The organism is Enterobacter vonholyi (assembly GCF_040834095.1).
Lineage (GTDB): Bacteria > Pseudomonadota > Gammaproteobacteria > Enterobacterales > Enterobacteriaceae > Enterobacter > Enterobacter vonholyi.
In genome coordinates this window covers 3,047,082-3,066,316 of record NZ_CP162152.1, presented here as the reverse complement: position 1 = coordinate 3,066,316, position 19,235 = coordinate 3,047,082, and the positions used below count along the sequence as shown (strand labels likewise).

Below are 19,235 nucleotides of genomic sequence, written 5' to 3'. Positions count from 1 at the left end.
AGTGTGTCCTGTCTTACGAAATAAAGGCGGGGATATCCCCGCCCTTCATTAGATCTTACATGCGCCGCTTTCGCAGCCATCGTCCTGAATTGACGGTACCAGGTCGTCCTGCGCGTCTTCCGCACCATCACGGGTGTTGTGATAGTACAGGGTTTTCACGCCAAATTTGTAGGCGGTGAGCAGGTCTTTCAGCAGCTGCTGCATCGGGACCTTGCCTGACGGGAAGCGCGTCGGGTCATAGTTTGTATTGGCAGAGATCGACTGGTCGATAAACTTCTGCATGATACCCACCAGCTGCAGGTAGCCGTCGTTGTTTGGCATTTCCCACAGCAGCTCGTAGTTGTCACCCAGCGTCTCGTAATCCGGTACCACCTGACGCAGCACGCCGTCTTTCGACGCTTTAATGCTGACGTGGCCGCGCGGTGGCTCAATACCGTTGGTGGCGTTAGAGATCTGCGAAGAGGTCTCAGACGGCATCAGGGCAGAGAGCGTGGAGTTACGCAGGCCGTGAGTCTTGATGGACTCGCGCAGGCCTTCCCAGTCGAGGTGCAGCGGCTCGCTGACAATCGCATCCAGGTCTTTCTTGTAGGTGTCGATTGGCAGAATGCCTTTCGCGTAGGTGGTTTCGTTGAACCACGGGCACGCGCCTTGCTCTTTCGCCAGCTCGTTGGACGCTTTCATCAGGTAGTACTGAATCGCTTCGAACGTCTGGTGCGTCAGATTGTTGGCGCTGCCGTCAGAGTAACGCTTGCCGTTTTTCGCCAGCCAGTACGCGAAGTTGATCACGCCGATACCCAGGGTACGGCGGCCCATCGCACCGCGTTTAGCGGCCGGGATTGGGTAATCCTGGTAGTCCAGAAGGGCGTCGAGCGCACGAACCGCCAGCACGGCCAGCTCTTCCAGCTCGTCCAGGCTCTTAATCGCGCCCAGGTTGAACGCGGACAGCGTACACAGCGCGATTTCGCCGTTTTCGTCGTTCACGTCTTCCAGCGGTTTGGTCGGCAGGGCGATCTCCAGGCACAGGTTAGACTGGCGCACTGGCGCAACCACCGGATCGAACGGGCTGTGGGTGTTGCAGTGGTCAACGTTCTGGATGTAGATACGGCCGGTAGAGGCACGTTCCTGCATCATCAGGGAGAACAGGTCTACCGCCTTCACGCGCTGCTTACGGATGCTGTCGTCTTTTTCGTATTTGGTGTACAGACGCTCGAACTCGTCCTGATCGGCAAAGAACGCGTCATACAGGCCCGGGACGTCGGACGGGCTGAATAGGGTGATGTCTTCGCCTTTCAGCAGACGGGTGTACATCAGCTTGTTGATCTGCACGCCGTAGTCCATGTGACGCACGCGGTTGCCTTCCACGCCACGGTTGTTTTTCAGAACCAGCAGACTTTCCACTTCCAGGTGCCACATCGGATAGAACAGGGTCGCAGCACCGCCGCGCACGCCGCCCTGAGAGCAGGATTTTACGGCCGTCTGGAAGTGTTTATAGAACGGGATACAGCCGGTGTGGAACGCTTCACCGCCGCGAATCGGGCTGCCCAGCGCACGGATGCGACCGGCGTTGATGCCGATACCGGCACGCTGGGAGACGTATTTCACGATGGCGCTGGAGGTGGCGTTGATTGAATCCAGGCTGTCACCACACTCGATCAGTACGCAGGAGCTGAACTGACGGGTTGGGGTACGCACGCCAGACATGATCGGCGTCGGCAGAGAAATCTTGAACGTGGAGACCGCATCGTAGAAACGCTTCACGTAATCCAGACGGGTATCACGCGGGTAGTTAGAGAACAGACAGGCAGCCACCAGAATGTAGAGGAACTGGGCGCTTTCGTAGATCTCACCGGTTACACGGTTCTGAACCAGGTATTTGCCTTCGAGCTGCTTCACCGCCGCGTAGGAGAAGTTCATGTCGCGCCAGTGATCGATAAACCCGTTCATCTGCTCGAACTCTTCTTCCGTATAGTCTTCCAGCAGATGCGTGTCGTATTTGCCCAGCTCAACCATTTTCACCACGTGATCGTAAAGCTTCGGCGGCTCAAACTGACCGTAGGCTTTTTTACGCAGGTGGAAAATCGCCAGACGTGCAGCCAGGTACTGATAATCCGGTGCTTCGCGGGAGATGAGGTCTGCCGCTGCTTTAATGATCGTTTCGTGGATATCAGACGTTTTGATGCCGTCGTAGAACTGAATGTGGGAGCGCAGTTCAACCTGGGAGATAGATACGTTGTTCAGTCCTTCTGCTGCCCAGTCGAGAACTCGATGGATTTTGTCCAGATTGATACGCTCGGTAGTACCGTCGCGCTTTGTCACCAGCAGACTCTGATTCATGTGGGTTTTACCTGTCCGTGAAATAAAAAATATCCCCCGTTTATCCACAGATCCGTCTTGTGACTAACTCTGTGGATAAATACTACATGTAGGGGGTTTGCGATAAGAAAAACGCTATATGGTGAGTATTCTAGTATCGAATCTTTTCAGCACAAGGGTTGATTTTGGCGTTAAATTGAGGTTGTGAAAGGGTAAAAAAGGCTAAGTCCTCGTACCGTAAGGCCTGGAAGACATGTCAATAATTAAGAAAAAAAATTCAAAATTTGATCGAGTGCTGATTTCTTCAACGGGAGGTCAGAATTGCGCAACATGATGTCGCGCAATCTTTATAAGAATAACGAATGACGTTAGTCGTTTTTGGCGGTTGTGTGCAACATATAGTTAACATCAACGCCCGGTGCGAGTTTGAATTTATTGGTTAGCGGATTGTAGTGCAGGCCGGTGATGTGCTGCTCTTTGAGCCACGTCTGGTCAACCCAGCTTAACAGCTCCGCAGGCTTGATGAATTTCTTCACGTCGTGCGTCCCTTTCGGCACCATGCGCAGTACATACTCCGCGCCAACGACGGCCATCAGCCACGCTTTACCGTTACGGTTGATGGTTGAGAAGAAGACCTGGCCGCCCGGCTTCACCAGTTTTGCACAGGCATGTACCACCGACTGCGGATCAGGTACGTGCTCCAGCATCTCCATGCAGGTCACCACATCGTACTGATGGGCGTGTTTTGCCGCGTGTTCTTCCACGGTTTCCTGCACGTAGTCTACCTGTATGCCAGACTCCAGCGCATGAAGACGGGCAACCTGCAGAGGTTCAAAGCCCATATCCAGGCCCGTGACGTTCGCCCCTTCGCGCGCCATGCTTTCCGCGAGGATGCCGCCGCCGCAGCCGACGTCGAGCACTTTCTTACCGAACAGGCCGCCGGAACGCTCCGCGATATAGCCCAGACGCAGCGGATTAATGCGATGCAGCGGTTTGAACTCACCTTCGAGATCCCACCAGCGGGACGCCACCGCTTCAAATTTGGCAATCTCTTCGTGGTCAACGTTGTGAGCCATCGGGGATTTTTCGGCATTCATGGGCGCTTTTACTCCTTATTTAGCAAGACAAAGGAGTATATCAGGCAATCCCCGTGAATAAAGCGTATAGGTTTACCTCAATCACCTCGGCTGTGTTATAATTTGCGACCTTTGAATCCGGGATACAGTAGAGGGATAGCGGTTAGATGAGCGACCTTGCGAGAGAAATTACACCGGTTAACATCGAGGAAGAGCTGAAGAGCTCCTATCTGGACTATGCGATGTCGGTCATTGTTGGCCGTGCGCTGCCGGACGTCCGCGATGGCCTGAAGCCGGTACACCGTCGCGTACTATACGCCATGAACGTATTGGGCAATGACTGGAATAAAGCCTATAAAAAATCTGCCCGCGTCGTCGGTGACGTCATCGGTAAATATCACCCGCATGGTGATACCGCCGTTTATGACACCATCGTTCGTATGGCGCAGCCATTCTCCTTGCGCTACATGCTGGTAGATGGTCAGGGTAACTTTGGTTCAGTCGACGGCGACTCCGCTGCTGCGATGCGTTATACGGAAATCCGTATGTCGAAAATCGCTCATGAGCTGATGGCCGACCTGGAAAAAGAGACCGTTGATTTCGTCGATAACTATGACGGCACCGAGCGCATCCCAGATGTGATGCCAACCAAGATCCCGAACCTGTTGGTTAACGGTTCTTCCGGTATCGCGGTCGGTATGGCAACCAACATTCCGCCGCACAACATCACGGAAGTGATCAACGGCTGTCTGGCCTATATCGACGATGAAGACATCAGCATTGAAGGGCTGATGACACACATTCCGGGCCCGGACTTCCCGACGGCGGCGATCATCAACGGTCGTCGCGGCATTGAAGAAGCGTACCGTACCGGCCGCGGCAAGATTTACATCCGTGCCCGCGCCGAAGTGGAAGCGGATGCTAAAACCGGCCGTGAAACCATTATTGTTCACGAGATCCCGTATCAGGTGAACAAAGCGCGTTTGATTGAAAAAATCGCCGAGCTGGTAAAAGAAAAACGTGTTGAAGGCATCAGCGCGCTGCGTGACGAGTCTGACAAAGACGGTATGCGCATCGTGATTGAGATCAAACGCGACGCGGTGGGTGAGGTTGTCCTGAACAACCTGTACTCCCAGACTCAGCTTCAGGTCTCCTTCGGTATCAACATGGTTGCGCTGCACCATGGTCAGCCGAAGATCATGAACCTGAAAGAGATCCTGAGCGCGTTCGTCCGTCACCGCCGTGAAGTGGTGACCCGTCGTACCATCTTCGAACTGCGCAAAGCGCGCGATCGTGCGCACATCCTTGAAGCGCTGGCGGTTGCGCTGGCCAACATCGACCCGATCATCGAACTGATCCGTCGTGCGCCAACCCCGGCGGAAGCGAAAACTGCGCTGATTTCCCGTCCGTGGGATCTGGGCAACGTCGCCGCGATGCTGGAACGTGCGGGCGATGACGCAGCGCGTCCTGAGTGGCTGGAACCTGAATTCGGCGTACGTGACGGTCAGTACTACCTGACGGAACAGCAGGCCCAGGCGATTCTGGATCTGCGTCTGCAGAAACTGACCGGCCTTGAGCATGAAAAACTGCTCGACGAATACAAAGAGCTGCTGGAACAGATTGCTGAGCTGCTGCACATTCTGGGCAGCGCAGAGCGCCTGATGGAAGTGATCCGCGAAGAGCTGGAGCTGGTCCGCGATCAGTTCGGCGACGAGCGCCGCACCGAAATCACCGCCAACAGCGCGGACATCAACATCGAAGACCTGATCAACCAGGAAGACGTTGTTGTGACCCTGTCTCACCAGGGCTACGTGAAGTATCAGCCGTTAACGGACTACGAAGCACAGCGTCGTGGCGGTAAAGGTAAATCTGCAGCACGTATTAAAGAAGAAGACTTTATTGACCGACTGCTGGTGGCGAACACCCACGACACGATCCTCTGCTTCTCCAGCCGCGGTCGTCTGTACTGGATGAAAGTCTATCAGCTGCCAGAAGCAAGCCGCGGCGCGCGTGGTCGTCCAATCGTTAACCTGCTGCCGCTGGAAGCGAACGAACGTATCACCGCTATTCTGCCGGTACGCGAGTACGAAGAGGGCGTGAACGTCTTTATGGCGACCGCCAGCGGTACCGTGAAGAAAACCGCGCTGACCGAATTCAGCCGTCCGCGTTCTGCCGGTATTATCGCCGTGAACCTGAACGAAGGCGACGAGCTGATTGGCGTGGATCTGACCTCGGGATCTGATGAAGTCATGCTGTTCTCTGCGGCCGGTAAAGTGGTGCGCTTCAAAGAAGACGCCGTGCGTGCAATGGGCCGTACCGCGACGGGAGTTCGTGGTATCAAGCTGGCTGGCGAAGACAGCGTTGTTTCTCTGATTATTCCGCGCGGTGAAGGGGCTATCCTGACCGTGACGCAGAATGGTTACGGTAAACGTACGGCGGAAGGGGAATACCCAACCAAGTCTCGCGGTACGCAGGGCGTTATCTCCATCAAGGTGACCGAGCGCAACGGTTCCGTTGTCGGCGCGGTGCAGGTGGACGATGCGGATCAGATCATGATGATCACCGATGCCGGTACGCTGGTGCGTACCCGCGTGTCTGAGATCAGCGTGGTGGGTCGTAACACCCAGGGCGTGATCCTCATCCGTACAGCGGAAGATGAAAACGTAGTGGGTCTGCAGCGCGTTGCCGAGCCGGTGGATGACGAAGAGCTCGACTCCATCGACGGCAGCGTTGCGGAAGGCGATGATGATATCGCGCCGGAAGCCGACACCGACGATGACGTAGCGGATGACGCTGACGAGTAATGTCTCCTGATGCAAAAAAGGGCCGGATTCCGGCCCTTTTCTTTTGCATTAGCAGATAAGTCAACGTTGCGACCTGGCGCGTTTACCGCTACCTTAACCACATTCTTTTGACCCCGACGGCGGAGCCTCGCCCCCTTGAAATACCTCGTCTCCTTTCGTACTACGCTGAAAGTCTCTCGCTATCTGTTTCGGGCGCTGGCGCTCCTGCTTTGGCTGCTGGTGGCCCTGTTCTCGGTGTTTTACATCGTTAACGCCCTGCACCAGAAAGAAGCGGAGATCCGCCAGGAGTTTAACTTAAGCTCCGACCAGGCCCAGCGCTACATTCAGCGAACGTCTGACGTCATGAAGGAGCTGAAGTATATTGCCGAAAATCGTCTGACGGCGGAAAACGGCATCCTTGCGCTTCGCGGGCGTGATGACAAAACCGAGGTCCCGGACTTCCAGCCGCTGTTCCCGGATTCCGATTGCTCCACCATGAGCAATACCTGGCGCGGGTCGCTGGAATCCCTTGCCTGGTTTATGCGCTACTGGCGCGACAATTTCTCCGCCGCCTATGACCTGAACCGCGTCTTCCTGATTGGCAGCGAGAATCTTTGCATGGCTGACTTTGGCCTGCGCGATGTGCCCGTTGAGCGTGATGATGCGCTGAAAAGCCTGCATGAACGTATTGTGAAATACCGCAATGCGCCGCAGGACGAGCGCGGGAATAACATCTTCTGGGTGAGCCAGGGCCCGCGCCCGGGCGTGGGGTATTTTTACGCCCTGACGCCGGTCTATCTGGGCAATCGCCTGCAGGCGCTGATGGGGATTGAGCAGACCATTCGCATGGAGAACTTCTTCACCCCGGGCAGCCTGCCAATGGGGGTGACCATTCTGGATGAAAATGGTCATCAACTGATCTCGCTTGCCGGGCCCGATAACCGTCTAAACGTCGAACCACACTGGATGCAGGAGCGGTCGTGGTTTGGCTATACCTCGGGTTTCCGCGAGCTGGTCCTGAAGAAGAGCCTGCCGCCTTCGTCGCTGAGTATCGTCTATTCGCTGCCGGTGGATATGGTGCTTGAGCGGATACGCATTCTTATCATGAATGCGATTCTGCTGAACCTGCTGGCGGGGGGCGCGCTGTTCACGCTGGCGCGCATGTATGAGCGGAAAATCTTTATTCCCGCAGAAAGCGACGCCCAGCGGCTCGAGGAACACGAGCAGTTTAACCGCAAGATTGTCGCCTCGGCGCCGGTGGGGATCTGTATTCTGCGTACCCAGGACGGAACCAATATCCTGAGTAATGAACTGGCGCATAACTACCTGAACATGCTGACGCATGAAGACCGGCAGAGGCTGACGCAAATTATCTGCGGCCAGCAGGTTAACTTCGTCGACGTGTTGACCAGTACGCACACCAATCTGCAGATCAGCTTCGTGCACTCCCGCTATCGCAATGAAAACGTGGCGATTTGCGTGCTGGTAGATGTTTCCGCGCGCGTGAAAATGGAAGAGTCGTTACAGGAGATGGCGCAGGCCGCAGAGCAGGCGAGTCAGTCGAAATCCATGTTCCTTGCGACCGTAAGCCACGAACTGCGTACGCCGCTGTACGGGATTATCGGTAACCTCGATCTGCTGCAGACGAAGGAATTGCCGAAAGGAGTCGACAGACTGGTGACGGCGATGAACAACTCCTCCAGCCTGCTGCTGAAAATCATTAGCGATATTCTCGACTTCTCTAAAATTGAGTCTGAGCAGCTGAAAATTGAGCCGCGGGAATTCTCACCGCGCGAGGTGATGAACCACATCAGCGCCAACTATCTGCCGCTGGTCGTGCGTAAACAGCTGGGGCTCTACTGCTTTATCGAACCGGACGTGCCGCTGACGCTGCACGGCGATCCGATGCGCCTGCAGCAGGTCATCTCTAACCTGCTCAGCAACGCCATCAAATTCACCGATACCGGCTGTATTGTGTTGCACGTCTGCCGGGCAGGAGATTACCTGAGCATTCGCGTGCGCGACACGGGGGTCGGCATCCCGGCGAAGGAGGTGGTTCGTCTGTTCGACCCGTTCTTCCAAGTTGGGACCGGTGTGCAGCGTAACTTCCAGGGAACCGGACTGGGGCTGGCGATTTGTGAGAAGCTCGTCAGCATGATGGACGGCGATATCTCCGTGGATACCGAGCCCGGCATGGGCAGCCAGTTCACCATTCGCATTCCGCTTTATTCGGCGCAATATCCGGCTAAAGCGACGGTAGACGGGCTGAGCGACAAGCGCTGCTGGCTGGCGGTGCATAACGCCTCGCTGAATGACTATCTGACGGCGCTGCTTACCCACAGCGGAGTGAGAGTGTGCCGCTATGAAGGTCAAACGCCGGACGTGGACGATGTGCTGATCGCCGACGAGATGCTGGAGCTGCCGTGGCAGGGGAGAGGGTCAGTGCTCTTCTGCCGTCGCCACATCGGTATCCCGGTTGAGCGTGCGCCAGGAGAATGGGTACACAGTGTCGCAACCCCGCACGAGCTGTTGAGCCTGCTGGCGCGTATCTACAAAGTGGAACTGGAAGAGAGCGACGGCGCGGGCGGATTGCCGTCACCGGAGTCTCTGGCGTCGGTGAATGACGATATGATGATTCTGGTGGTGGATGACCATCCAATTAACCGTCGCCTGCTGGCTGACCAGCTTGGATCGCTGGGCTATCAGTGCAAAACCGCCAATGACGGCGTGGATGCGCTGAACGTGCTGAGTAAGAATCATATTGATATCGTGCTGAGTGACGTCAACATGCCTAACATGGACGGCTACCGTCTGACGCAGCGCATCCGGCAGCTTGGCCTGACGTTGCCGGTGGTGGGCGTAACGGCGAACGCGCTGGCGGAAGAAAAGCAGCGCTGTCTGGAGTCAGGGATGGACAGCTGTCTGTCCAAACCGGTGACGCTGGACGTGCTTAAGCAGACCTTGTCGATTTACGCGGAGCGCGTGAGAAAAACCAGAATATAAAAAAGGCCCGCAAGGGCCTTTTATGTTTTCACCCTCTTCCGGTGGGAGTGGGAGAGAGATGGGGTGAGGGCATCAGGCCGCACACCCGTCGGGATCAATCCTTGTCCGTTGCGCTCAGCGTGACGGAGGAGAGATAGTTCAGCAGTGCAATATCGTTGTCCACGCCCAGCTTCATCATCGCTGATTTCTTCTGGCTGCTGATGGTTTTAATACTGCGGTTCAGCTTCTTGGCAATCTCGGTCACCAGGAAACCTTCTGCGAACAGGCGCAGAACTTCACTCTCTTTCGGAGACAGGCGTTTGTCACCGTATCCACCCGCGCTGATTTTTTCCAGCAGACGAGAAACGCTTTCAGGCGTGAACTTCTTGCCTTTCTGCAGCGCTGCGAGCGCTTTTGGCAGATCGGTCGGAGCGCCCTGTTTCAGCACAATCCCTTCGATGTCCAGATCCAGTACCGCGCTCAGGATCGCCGGGTTGTTGTTCATGGTCAGAACAATGATCGAGATATCCGGGAAGTGGCGTTTAATATATTTGATGAGCGTGATCCCATCACCGTATTTGTCTCCAGGCATGGAGAGGTCGGTAATGAGCACGTGCGCATCAAGCTTTGGGAGGTTATTGATCAGTGCTGTAGAGTCTTCAAATTCACCGACTACATTCACCCACTCGATCTGTTCAAGTGATTTGCGAATACCGAACAGTACAATCGGATGGTCATCGGCAATAATTACGTTCATATTGTTCATGTATAAGGCTACCTTGCTACAGCAAGCTTTTGACGTAGGCGTCAATGTCGCTGATGTATTTTTCAATGCCAGAGGCATCTTTCTCACGAATTAGATGTTCCAGCGTTTCACATAACTGCTTGCCGGGAACCAGATTAAGCATGGCAAACACCCCTTTAAGCCGGTGTGCTGTCTGTGCCAGCGCTGCAAAATCATTCGCAGCGGACTCAGTATACAACCGCTTAACATCATCTGGTACTGTATCAACAAAGAGTGAATAGTATCCGCTGGCGTGAAGCTCGGCATTTTCATTACCGCCAAGCGGGGATTCCGCTATCTCTTCCTGCGCCAGCTGCTCTTCTATTAGTTGTAGTACAGCTTCCTGCATCGCATTGCTTATATTAAAGTTGACGCGCAGCTGGCCAGGGCCGATTTTCCGCACGCCTGACTCATCATCGCTTAAAAGCAAGCCGGAGGCAGTAAGATTAGACGGATTATCAGTTAAAAACAGATCAAATTCTTGACTTGCAAGTCTTTCATCCGGCGTGATGCAGGCCGCCCCCCAGTTTTCTAACTGGCGAACGACAATATTGCGGATCTCGTTCGACGTTACATCGACCATCACCACGACATCATCCAGCAGACGTTCTTCATCTTCTTCCTGCGGATTGGCGGCCATTTTCACGTGCAGAGAATAGCGGGTGCCGAGAGATTCGCGGGCCTTGATATTGAGATGGCCGCCGAGCTTACGCGCCAGCTGATCGCATAGCCAGAAGGTAAGGGCATTTGCCTTGCCGTAGCGATCGCTTTGCGTGTCATTCAGGAACGGGAAGTGCAGATTATCAATTTCACTCGTGGTGACGCCTTCCCCGGTGTCCAGGATGCGGAACGTCAGGCGGTCTTCTGCCGACTCTTCCGTACTGACTTCAAGGGTGATCTTGCCAATCTGCGTGGTGGTCACCGCGTACTGAATAATCATCAACAGTATGCGGCGCAACGCTTCACGATCGCCGTGGCGTTCGTCATTTGCCGGGAGATTGTTATTGATCAGCAGCTGCAGCCCTTTGCGCTTAATCACGGGCAGGACTTCCGGAACCACTTCATCAATCAGAGCCTGAATAGAGAAGAGGCTTGGCGTTCCCTTCCAGAAATCATTCTCCAGCATGTTCGCCAGCTGGATCTCATCAACCATTCTGACCAGCGAGTCGGCCTGACAGGCAAGCTGGTGGCTTTCTGACGTATTTAACGCCGCCGCCTGGGTCGCCAGCGTTTTTAACGGCTGCTTGAAGGCATCGCCAATGTTCTGCATAAATGCGGCGCGCCCCTGCTGGTTTTTCTCATACAGCCTTTGCGCCTGCTTGAGCTTTTTATTCACCAGCACTTCGCGATCCTGATCGCGGATGATGAAGATTTGCGTGCGTGGAGCCACCTGGCTGCGGAACTGGCGGATCTCGTACAGTTCATTGTTGATGGTGGCCTGAATCACCCCCTGGTGCTGATCCGCCATGGTGGTGATATTCTGCAGGTTAAGATGCGGCAGCAGATGGTCGGCAATTTTGTTGCTCATCACCGTACGATTCGCTTCCTGGTCGTGAACTAAGACCCCAAGCGGCAGCACGGAAACAATCTCTTCATTCAGCGCGCGTAATACGCGCAGCTCATTGCTGGTGCCGGCAGGAACCGCAGAGGCGTCGCTTTGACGCCCCGACTGGAAACGGAAGGTGCTGTACCCAAACAGGGCCAGCGCCAGCAGACCGATATTCAGCAGCAGAGGCAGCAGGATATTTTGCAGGGTATCCAGCAGCAGCGTGCCAAACGGCACCTGCCACACCAGACGCATACCGGTCGAGTTCAGGGATGAGGCAATTTCGATTTTCGAGCCGTTAAAGGAGATCGATACGCTCTCTGCGGCCTCTTTGTCAGATGCCGCACGCATGTTCTGAGTGCTGCTGTCGGGCTCCAGACGGAAACTATCGAGCGGCATGTCCGGTGGGATTAAATCATTTATCGGTAAATCGAAGGCGACCACCGTCGCCAGATGTCCTGGCTGGTTGAACGTGGTGCGCAGAGTAAAATAATGACCGTTTTGCCATGCCAGACGGCGCAGAGAAGAGAAGCTCTCACGTTCATCAAGCGCATTCGCCTGTTGCAGCATCTCTGCCCGGCGAGAATCGACGATGCTGCCCACGGTGGTCTCTTTAAAACCGGAAGAGAGATCTTTTAACGGCAGCGTAGAGATCAGGATCATGCTGTTGTCCTGACCATTCAGATAATACATCGACCATGGCACCGTTTCGGCACCCCAGAGGGTATCCAGATAGGTCGAAATACGCTGCGTCATCTCAAGCGTCGCGCTGTCGTGAGAGCCAAAAATAAGCGCCTCGGTTTTACGCTGCGGTTTTTCGAGGTAATAGACATCCTGCTTAAGCCGCGTCTCCTGAAGTCCATCTCCGGACGAGGAGGCAGGCGCGGCCGCGATATTGTCGTAAATCTGCCATGTGGCGTAGCGCCAGGTATCTATGCGCTTATGGACGGCGTGGGTGATATCGACGACCTGATAGCTCTTATCCTTCAGCCATGCATTAACCGCGCTTTGTACCATCACCCCCATGGTCACTAACAGCACAACGATCAAAAGAAGAAAGAAACGGGTGATGCTCTCGGGAAGGAGGGAGAATTTGCTCGGGGCGGTGGTTTCAGTCTGACTCATTGATATCTTTAACCCGTTGTGGTCGTGCTCTGTGGCGATAGGGCAGTATAAAGGGTAATAACTGAATTTCCAGCGCCACTGTCCGGGAAGAGGCGACTTTTTCACTGGACAATATCGGCGGTGGATGGAGCAATAAACGTGTACAAACTCGCCGTGCGCGTACAAATAATAAGTGCGCTAAGCCAGCAAATAGCACGAATTAACAAGAAATTAAGCGCTATATCATTTGCGTGCCAGAGAAGGATAGCCGGTGAGAAATTAGTTAATAGTCGTTACAATTTCGGATCGGTAGCACAAAAAATGAGAAGTTACGTAAAGAAAGGTAAAAAAAACCGAATGCGAAGCATTCGGCTCAATTAGGGATAAACAGACATTCAAAATTGAATGACGGTAATAAATAAAGTTAATGATGATAGCGAGAGTTATTTTAGAGATTAGGTGCGATCTTGTTTTGTCATTCAGTGCTGTAACGGATTTTATTGTAACCTATTGATTTATATGCGTTGTATTTTTCGTTTGATTATAAGTGCTAATTTTCTAAGCTATTTGTGCTTTGTAAAAGTTCCTTGATATTTACATTTTGAAACATGTTGATAGATAAATGAAACATCTTCAAAGTTTTCGTATCATATTCGCATTGGATTATTCTGTAATTTTGCGGAGAATGAAATTGCCGACTGGTTAATGAGGGTTAACCAGTAAGCAGTGGCAATTATAAGGCATATAACAGAGGGTTAATAAAATGAAAGTTAAAGTACTGTCCCTCCTGGTACCAGCACTCCTGGTGGCAGGCGCAGCAAATGCGGCCGAAATTTATAACAAAGATGGCAACAAATTAGATCTGTACGGTAAAGTCGATGGTCTGCACTATTTCTCTGACGACAAGGGTGCCGACGGCGACCAGACCTACATGCGTCTCGGCTTCAAGGGCGAAACTCAGGTTAACGATCAGCTGACCGGCTACGGCCAGTGGGAATACCAGATCCAGGGCAACACCTCCGAAAGCGAAAATGATGCCTGGACGCGTGTGGCGTTTGCGGGTCTGAAATTTGGTGACGCGGGGTCTTTCGATTACGGTCGTAACTACGGCGTAATCTACGACGTAACCTCCTGGACTGACGTTCTGCCAGAATTTGGTGGCGATACCTACGGCGCAGACAACTTCCTGCAGTCCCGTGCTAACGGCGTTGCGACCTACCGTAACCAGGACTTCTTTGGTCTGGTGGATGGTCTGAATTTTGCTCTGCAGTATCAGGGTAAAAACGGCAGCGTAAGCGGTGAAAACGTGGGTGGACGCAGCCTGCTGAAACAGAACGGCGACGGCTACGGTGCTTCCGTGACCTATAACCTGGGCGAAGGCTTCAGCGTAGGTGGCGCAATGTCCTCCTCCAAACGTACCGCCGATCAGAACGGTGCAAGCGTTTACGGTCATGGTGATAACGCAGAAGTTTATTCTGGCGGCCTGAAATACGATGCCAACAACATCTATCTGGCAGCGCAGTACTCCCAGACCTACAACGCAACCCGTTTCGGTACCTCTAATGGCGACAGCCCGACTACCGCTTACGGTTTTGCTAACAAAGCGCAGAACTTCGAAGTGGTTGCTCAGTACCAGTTCGACTTCGGTCTGCGTCCATCCGTGGCCTACCTGCAGTCTAAAGGCAAAGACATCGAAGGTTACGGCGATCAGGATCTGCTGAAATATGTTGACGTTGGTGCGACTTACTACTTCAACAAAAACATGTCCACCTACGTGGATTACAAAATCAACCTGGTTGATGAAAATGAATTCACCCGTCAGGCGGGTATCGGTACTGACGATATCGTAGCGCTGGGCCTGGTTTACCAGTTCTAATCGCTTTATCGTGTGACGTAAGGGGCCTGATGGCCCCTTTTTTGTGCTTCCCCGATTCTCACTACTCACCCGTTTTGGTGTACTCTTGCCGCCCTGGCATGAGGATAATAATGAATGGACATGACTTTTTTACGCGCCAGCTTTCTGGCTATGCTTTTTTTCCTGACCGCGTGTGACGATCCCGCGCCCGTGGCGAAAACCGATGCACCCGCCGCGACGGTGCTCGAAGGCAAAACGATGGGAACCTTCTGGCGCGTCAGCGTGATGAACCTCGATAAAACTCGCACGGATGAGCTTCGCGGCAAAATTCAGGCGCAGCTGGACGCCGACGATCAGCTGCTCTCAACCTATAAAAATGACTCGGCGCTGATGCGCTTTAATCTCTCCACCAGTACCTCTCTGTGGCCGGTGAGCGAGGCGATGGCCGATATCGTGACTGAATCCATACGCGTGGGTTACAAAACTAACGGGGCGATGGATGTGACCGTCGGCCCTCTGGTGAACCTCTGGGGATTTGGCCCGAATAAACAGCCGGTGAAGACGCCTGAACAGGCGGCCATTGATGACGCCCGCGCCCGAACGGGGCTGCAGCATCTGACGGTGATCAACCAGTACGGGCAGCAGTACCTGCAAAAAGATATCCCCGATCTGTTTGTCGATCTGTCAACGGTCGGGGAAGGCTATGCGGCGGATCATCTTGCTGCACTGATGGCGCAGGAAGGGATTTCCCGTTATCTGGTCTCGGTTGGCGGCGCGTTGGTCAGCCGGGGCATGAACGCCAGCGATAAGCCGTGGCGCGTAGCGATTCAAAAACCAACCGATCGGCAAAATGCCGTGCAGGCGATAGTGGATATCAACGGACATGGCATCAGTACATCCGGAAGCTATCGTAACTATTACGAGCTTGACGGGAAGCGTATTTCACATGTTATCGATCCGCAGACCGGGCGCCCCATCACGCATAATCTGGTCTCAGTGACGGTCATTGCCCCCACCGCGCTGGAAGCGGATGCCTGGGATACCGGGTTAATGGTTCTCGGCCCGGAAAAAGCTAAAGAGGTGGTCCGTCAGGAAGGGCTGGCGGTTTATATGATTGTTAAAGAGGGCGACGGGTTTAAAACCTGGAGCTCGCCGCAGTTCAACAGTTTCCTGGTCAGCGACAAAAATTAAAAAGCAAGGTTGCGGGTTTTTTATCGGTGGCGCTCAGGCACGCTCTATGTATGCTTATACGAGGAGCCGATCATGAAAAACCCAACCTTAATTACCGATGAGGATCGCTGGCAGGCCGTACTGGCCCGCGATCCGCTCGCTGACGATCAGTTTGTCTTCGCCGTGCAGACAACGGGTATTTTCTGCCGTCCGTCATGTCGCGCCCGCCACGCGCTGCGTAAAAATGTCCGTTTTTATCCTGATGCCCATCATGCCGCTCAGGCAGGGTTTCGCCCGTGCAAGCGCTGCATGCCGGACAAACGCGATCCGCAGGCGCAGAAGCTGGCAAAAGTGGAACATGCCTGCCGGCTTCTGGAGCAGGATCCTGCGTTAACCCTTGAGAAACTGGCGGAGCAGGTTGCCATGAGTCCTTTCCATTTCCACCGCCTGTTTAAGTCGGTGACGGGCATGACGCCAAAAGCCTGGCAGCAGGCTGCGCGGGGTCAGCGCCTGCGCACCGCGCTTGCGCAGGGAGACAAAATTACCGATGCCGTGCTGGCGGCGGGATTTCCCGACAGCAGCAGCTATTATCGTAAAGCCAATGATGCATTGGGCATGACGGCGAAGCAGTACCGTAAAGGAGAGGTGGCCGTGCGGTATGCCATCGATGACTGTTCGTTGGGACGCTGTCTGGTCGCCGAAAGCGAGCGGGGGATCTGCGCGATTCTGCTGGGTGACACCGATGCTGAAGTAACCGCAGAGCTTGCCACGCAATTTCCAAAAGCTACGCACGCGCCGCTGGATGACGCCTTTGTGCAGCGGATCCACCAGGTCATTGCCAGTATTGATAATCGCGACGTACCGCTTGCGCTGCCGCTGGATATTCGTGGAACCGCTTTCCAGCAGCGCGTCTGGCAGGCACTTCGCAACATTCCCTGCGGCGAAACGGCAAGTTACCAGCAGGTGGCGCAGGCGATTGGCCAGCCCAGGGCGGTACGCGCCGTTGCCGGAGCCTGTGCGGCAAACACGCTGGCAATTGTGATCCCCTGTCATCGCGTGGTTCGCAACGACGGCGTGCTGTCGGGCTACCGCTGGGGAACGGCGCGAAAAGCGCTATTACTGAAACGTGAGGCGAAACGTCAGGAGGGATAATGCTCGATCTTTTTGCGGATGCTGAACCCTGGCAGGAGCCGCTTGCGCCGGGGGCGGTTATCCTGCGTCGCTTTGCTCTCTCCCGTGCGGAGGCGTTGCTTGCCGGAATTGAAGAGGTCACAGCGGTTTCACCGTTTCGCCATATGGTGACGCCGGGCGGCTACACCATGTCGGTGGCCATGGCCAACTGCGGCGAACTGGGCTGGGCGACGAACGAGCGGGGCTATCTGTATGCCCCGAACGATCCTGCGACCGGCCAGCCCTGGCCTCCGATGCCTGCGGTTTTTCAGGCGCTTTGCCGTGAGGCCGCCGGGGCAGCCGAGTATCCTGATTTTCGGCCCGATGCCTGCCTGATTAACCGCTATGCCGTTGGCGCAAAGCTCTCGCTGCATCAGGATAAGGATGAACCCGATCTGCGCGCGCCTATCGTCTCGGTATCGTTAGGTCTGCCCGCCGTCTTCCAGTTTGGGGGATTACGCCGCAACGATCCGCTCAAACGCATCATGCTGGAACATGGCGATGTGGTGGTGTGGGGCAGGGAATCGCGGCTTTATTATCACGGCATTCAGCCGTTGAAACCCGGCGTCCACCCCCTCACGGGTGAGTACCGCTTTAATCTGACCTTCCGTCAGGCGGGGATGAATAAACTAAAATAAGAATTATTCTTGATGTCCGCGCAGGGCAGTTTACACTGCTGGCTGATTTTTATTGTCCGGATTGCCTGCATGCAACTACTTCTCCTCGTCTGGCGTCAGTATCGCTGGCCCTTCATCGCCGTTATGGCGTTAAGCCTTGCCAGCGCCGCGCTGGGTATTGGCCTGATCGCATTTATTAACGTGCGGTTGATAGAAATGGTCGACACCTCGCTCTCCGTATTGCCGGAGTTTCTTGGCCTTTTGCTGCTGTTGATGGCGGTTACGCTCGGCTCACAGCTGGCGCTGACCGCGCTCGGCCACCATTTCGTTTTTCGTTTGCGCAGTGAGTTTATCAAGCGGATCCTGGACACCCAAATAGAGCGCGTTGAGCAGCTCGGCAGCGCCTCCCTGCTGGCGGGGCTGACCAGCGACGTGCGCGCCATTACCATCGCGTTCGTTCGTCTGCCGGAGCTGGTGCAGGGGATCATTCTGACCTTTGGCTCGGCGGCCTATCTCGCCTGGCTCTCCACCAAAATGCTGGCGGTGACTGCACTGTGGATCGCCATCACCATCTGGGGCGGTTTTATGCTGGTGTCGCGCGTCTATAAACATATGGCGGTGCTACGCGAAACCGAAGATAAGCTCTATAACGATTACCAGACGGTACTGGAAGGGCGTAAAGAACTCACCCTGAACCGCGAGCGCGCCGAGTATATCTTTAACAATCTCTATATTCCGGACGCGCGCGAATACCGGCATCACATTATTCGCGCCGATACCTTCCACCTGAGCGCGGTGAACTGGTCAAACATTATGATGCTGGGTGCCATTGGCCTGGTATTCTGGATGGCGAACAGCCTGGGCTGGTCGGACACTAACGTAGCGGCAACATACTCACTGACGCTGCTGTTTTTGCGCACGCCGCTGCTCTCGGCGGTCGGCGCGTTGCCCACCTTACTGAGTGCGCAGGTGGCCTTTAATAAGCTCAAAAAATTCGATCTCGCGCCGTTCCAGGCAGAATTTCCGCGCCCGCAGGCCTTCCCGAACTGGCAGACGCTCGAGCTACGTAACGTCACGTTCCGCTATCAGGACAGCGCCTTCTCCGTGGGGCCGATCAACCTGACGATCCGCCGCGGCGAGCTGTTGTTCCTGATTGGCGGCAACGGCAGCGGTAAATCGACGCTGGCTATGCTGCTCACCGGGCTTTATCAGCCGCAGTCGGGCGAGATTTTGCTTGACGGCAGGGCGCTGAGCGCGGAGAAACCCGAAGATTACCGCAAGCTTTTCTCGGCGGTATTCACCGACGTCTGGCTGTTCGATCGGCTGCTGGGGCCGGATGGGCAGCAGGCTAATCCGGCGCTGGTGGAAAAATGGCTGGCGCAGCTGCAGATGTCGCACAAGCTGGAGTTACAGGACGGGAAGATCCTCAACCTGAAGCTTTCCAAAGGGCAGAAAAAGCGCGTGGCGCTGCTGCTGGCGCTGGCGGAAGAGCGTGACATCATCCTGCTCGACGAGTGGGCAGCGGATCAGGACCCGCATTTCCGCCGCGAATTTTATCAGGTGCTGCTGCCGCTGATGCAGGAGATGGGCAAAACCATTTTCGCCATCAGCCACGACGATCACTACTTCATTCATGCTGACCGCCTGCTGGAGATGCGCGACGGCAGGCTGAGCGAGCTGACCGGTGAAGAGCGCGATGCGGCATCGCGTGACGCGGTGGCGCGTACGGCCTGATGCCCTCACCCAAACCCTCTCCCACAGGGAGAGGGGAGAGATCGTGGCCGTAATGCCGCTTTTTTCTCCATCCCGGCCCGTTGTTTATTCTTATTTACATA

Annotated in this window: 11 protein-coding genes; 7 read left to right on the top strand and 4 right to left on the bottom strand. The window is 54.9% G+C overall.

What is annotated here, in order from left to right; translation table 11 throughout:
- Positions 1-48: 48 nt before the first annotated feature.
- Positions 49-2,334 (bottom strand): class 1a ribonucleoside-diphosphate reductase subunit alpha, encoded by a 2,286-nt coding sequence (gene nrdA / locus AB3N39_RS14375; protein ID WP_045908710.1) that lies wholly within the window; start codon positions 2,332-2,334, stop codon positions 49-51.
- 347 nt (positions 2,335-2,681) lie between these two features.
- Complete coding sequence (ubiG, locus tag AB3N39_RS14370) at positions 2,682-3,410, bottom strand: bifunctional 2-polyprenyl-6-hydroxyphenol methylase/3-demethylubiquinol 3-O-methyltransferase UbiG (RefSeq protein WP_133294841.1); 729 nt, start codon at positions 3,408-3,410, stop codon at positions 2,682-2,684.
- Between the two features lie 146 nt (positions 3,411-3,556).
- Between ubiG and gyrA the strand changes: the two genes are divergently transcribed.
- Complete coding sequence (gyrA, locus tag AB3N39_RS14365) at positions 3,557-6,193, top strand: DNA topoisomerase (ATP-hydrolyzing) subunit A (RefSeq protein WP_111965289.1); 2,637 nt, start codon at positions 3,557-3,559, stop codon at positions 6,191-6,193.
- Positions 6,194-6,328: 135 nt separating this feature from the next.
- Complete coding sequence (gene rcsC, locus AB3N39_RS14360) at positions 6,329-9,175, top strand: two-component system sensor histidine kinase RcsC (protein WP_127731758.1); 2,847 nt, start codon at positions 6,329-6,331, stop codon at positions 9,173-9,175.
- A 94-nt stretch (positions 9,176-9,269) separates the two neighbouring features.
- On the opposite strand, the gene rcsB is transcribed toward rcsC, so the two are convergent.
- Positions 9,270-9,920 (bottom strand): response regulator transcription factor RcsB, encoded by a 651-nt coding sequence (rcsB, locus tag AB3N39_RS14355; protein ID WP_003859405.1) that lies wholly within the window; start codon positions 9,918-9,920, stop codon positions 9,270-9,272.
- A gap of 16 nt (positions 9,921-9,936) precedes the next feature.
- Positions 9,937-12,609: a phosphotransferase RcsD gene (gene rcsD / locus AB3N39_RS14350; RefSeq protein WP_367896828.1), complete on the bottom strand. Its 2,673-nt coding sequence runs from the start codon at positions 12,607-12,609 to the stop codon at positions 9,937-9,939.
- Between the two features lie 742 nt (positions 12,610-13,351).
- On the opposite strand from rcsD, the gene AB3N39_RS14345 reads away from it, so the two are divergent.
- From AB3N39_RS14345 to AB3N39_RS14325, 5 genes are all read left to right on the top strand, one after another.
- Positions 13,352-14,464 carry a porin OmpC gene (locus AB3N39_RS14345; RefSeq protein ID WP_033146057.1) on the top strand — a complete coding sequence of 371 codons (1,113 nt, stop codon included), beginning with the start codon at positions 13,352-13,354 and terminating at the stop codon, positions 14,462-14,464.
- Between the two features lie 114 nt (positions 14,465-14,578).
- The gene (gene apbE / locus AB3N39_RS14340; RefSeq protein WP_133294839.1) at positions 14,579-15,634 is read left to right on the top strand and encodes an FAD:protein FMN transferase ApbE; all 1,056 of its coding nucleotides are present in this window, start codon (positions 14,579-14,581) and stop codon (positions 15,632-15,634) included.
- Positions 15,635-15,706: 72 nt separating this feature from the next.
- Entirely contained in the window at positions 15,707-16,765 is a 1,059-nt protein-coding gene (gene ada / locus AB3N39_RS14335) for a bifunctional DNA-binding transcriptional regulator/O6-methylguanine-DNA methyltransferase Ada (protein WP_133294838.1), read from the top strand.
- A complete protein-coding gene (gene alkB / locus AB3N39_RS14330) occupies positions 16,765-17,421 on the top strand; it encodes a DNA oxidative demethylase AlkB (protein WP_252093258.1) in 657 nt (218 codons plus the stop codon). The genes ada and alkB overlap by 1 nt, the downstream gene beginning before the upstream one ends.
- Positions 17,422-17,490: 69 nt before the next feature.
- Positions 17,491-19,134: a multidrug ABC transporter permease/ATP-binding protein gene (locus tag AB3N39_RS14325; RefSeq protein ID WP_248174735.1), complete on the top strand. Its 1,644-nt coding sequence runs from the start codon at positions 17,491-17,493 to the stop codon at positions 19,132-19,134.
- The last annotated feature ends 101 nt before the right edge of the window (positions 19,135-19,235 follow it).

Excerpts from the sequence above, each read along its gene's own strand:
- ada (WP_133294838.1), top strand. The coding sequence starts at position 15,707 with ATGAAAAACCCAACCTTAATTACCGATGAGGATCGCTGGCAGGCCGTA.
- AB3N39_RS14325 (WP_248174735.1), top strand. The coding sequence starts at position 17,491 with ATGCAACTACTTCTCCTCGTCTGGCGTCAGTATCGCTGGCCCTTCATC.
- gyrA (WP_111965289.1), top strand. The coding sequence starts at position 3,557 with ATGAGCGACCTTGCGAGAGAAATTACACCGGTTAACATCGAGGAAGAG.
- alkB (WP_252093258.1), top strand. The coding sequence starts at position 16,765 with ATGCTCGATCTTTTTGCGGATGCTGAACCCTGGCAGGAGCCGCTTGCG.
- nrdA (WP_045908710.1), bottom strand. The coding sequence starts at position 2,334 with ATGAATCAGAGTCTGCTGGTGACAAAGCGCGACGGTACTACCGAGCGT.
- rcsD (WP_367896828.1), bottom strand. The coding sequence starts at position 12,609 with ATGAGTCAGACTGAAACCACCGCCCCGAGCAAATTCTCCCTCCTTCCC.
- apbE (WP_133294839.1), top strand. The coding sequence starts at position 14,579 with ATGGACATGACTTTTTTACGCGCCAGCTTTCTGGCTATGCTTTTTTTC.
- AB3N39_RS14345 (WP_033146057.1), top strand. The coding sequence starts at position 13,352 with ATGAAAGTTAAAGTACTGTCCCTCCTGGTACCAGCACTCCTGGTGGCA.
- rcsB (WP_003859405.1), bottom strand. The coding sequence starts at position 9,920 with ATGAACAATATGAACGTAATTATTGCCGATGACCATCCGATTGTACTG.
- ubiG (WP_133294841.1), bottom strand. The coding sequence starts at position 3,410 with ATGAATGCCGAAAAATCCCCGATGGCTCACAACGTTGACCACGAAGAG.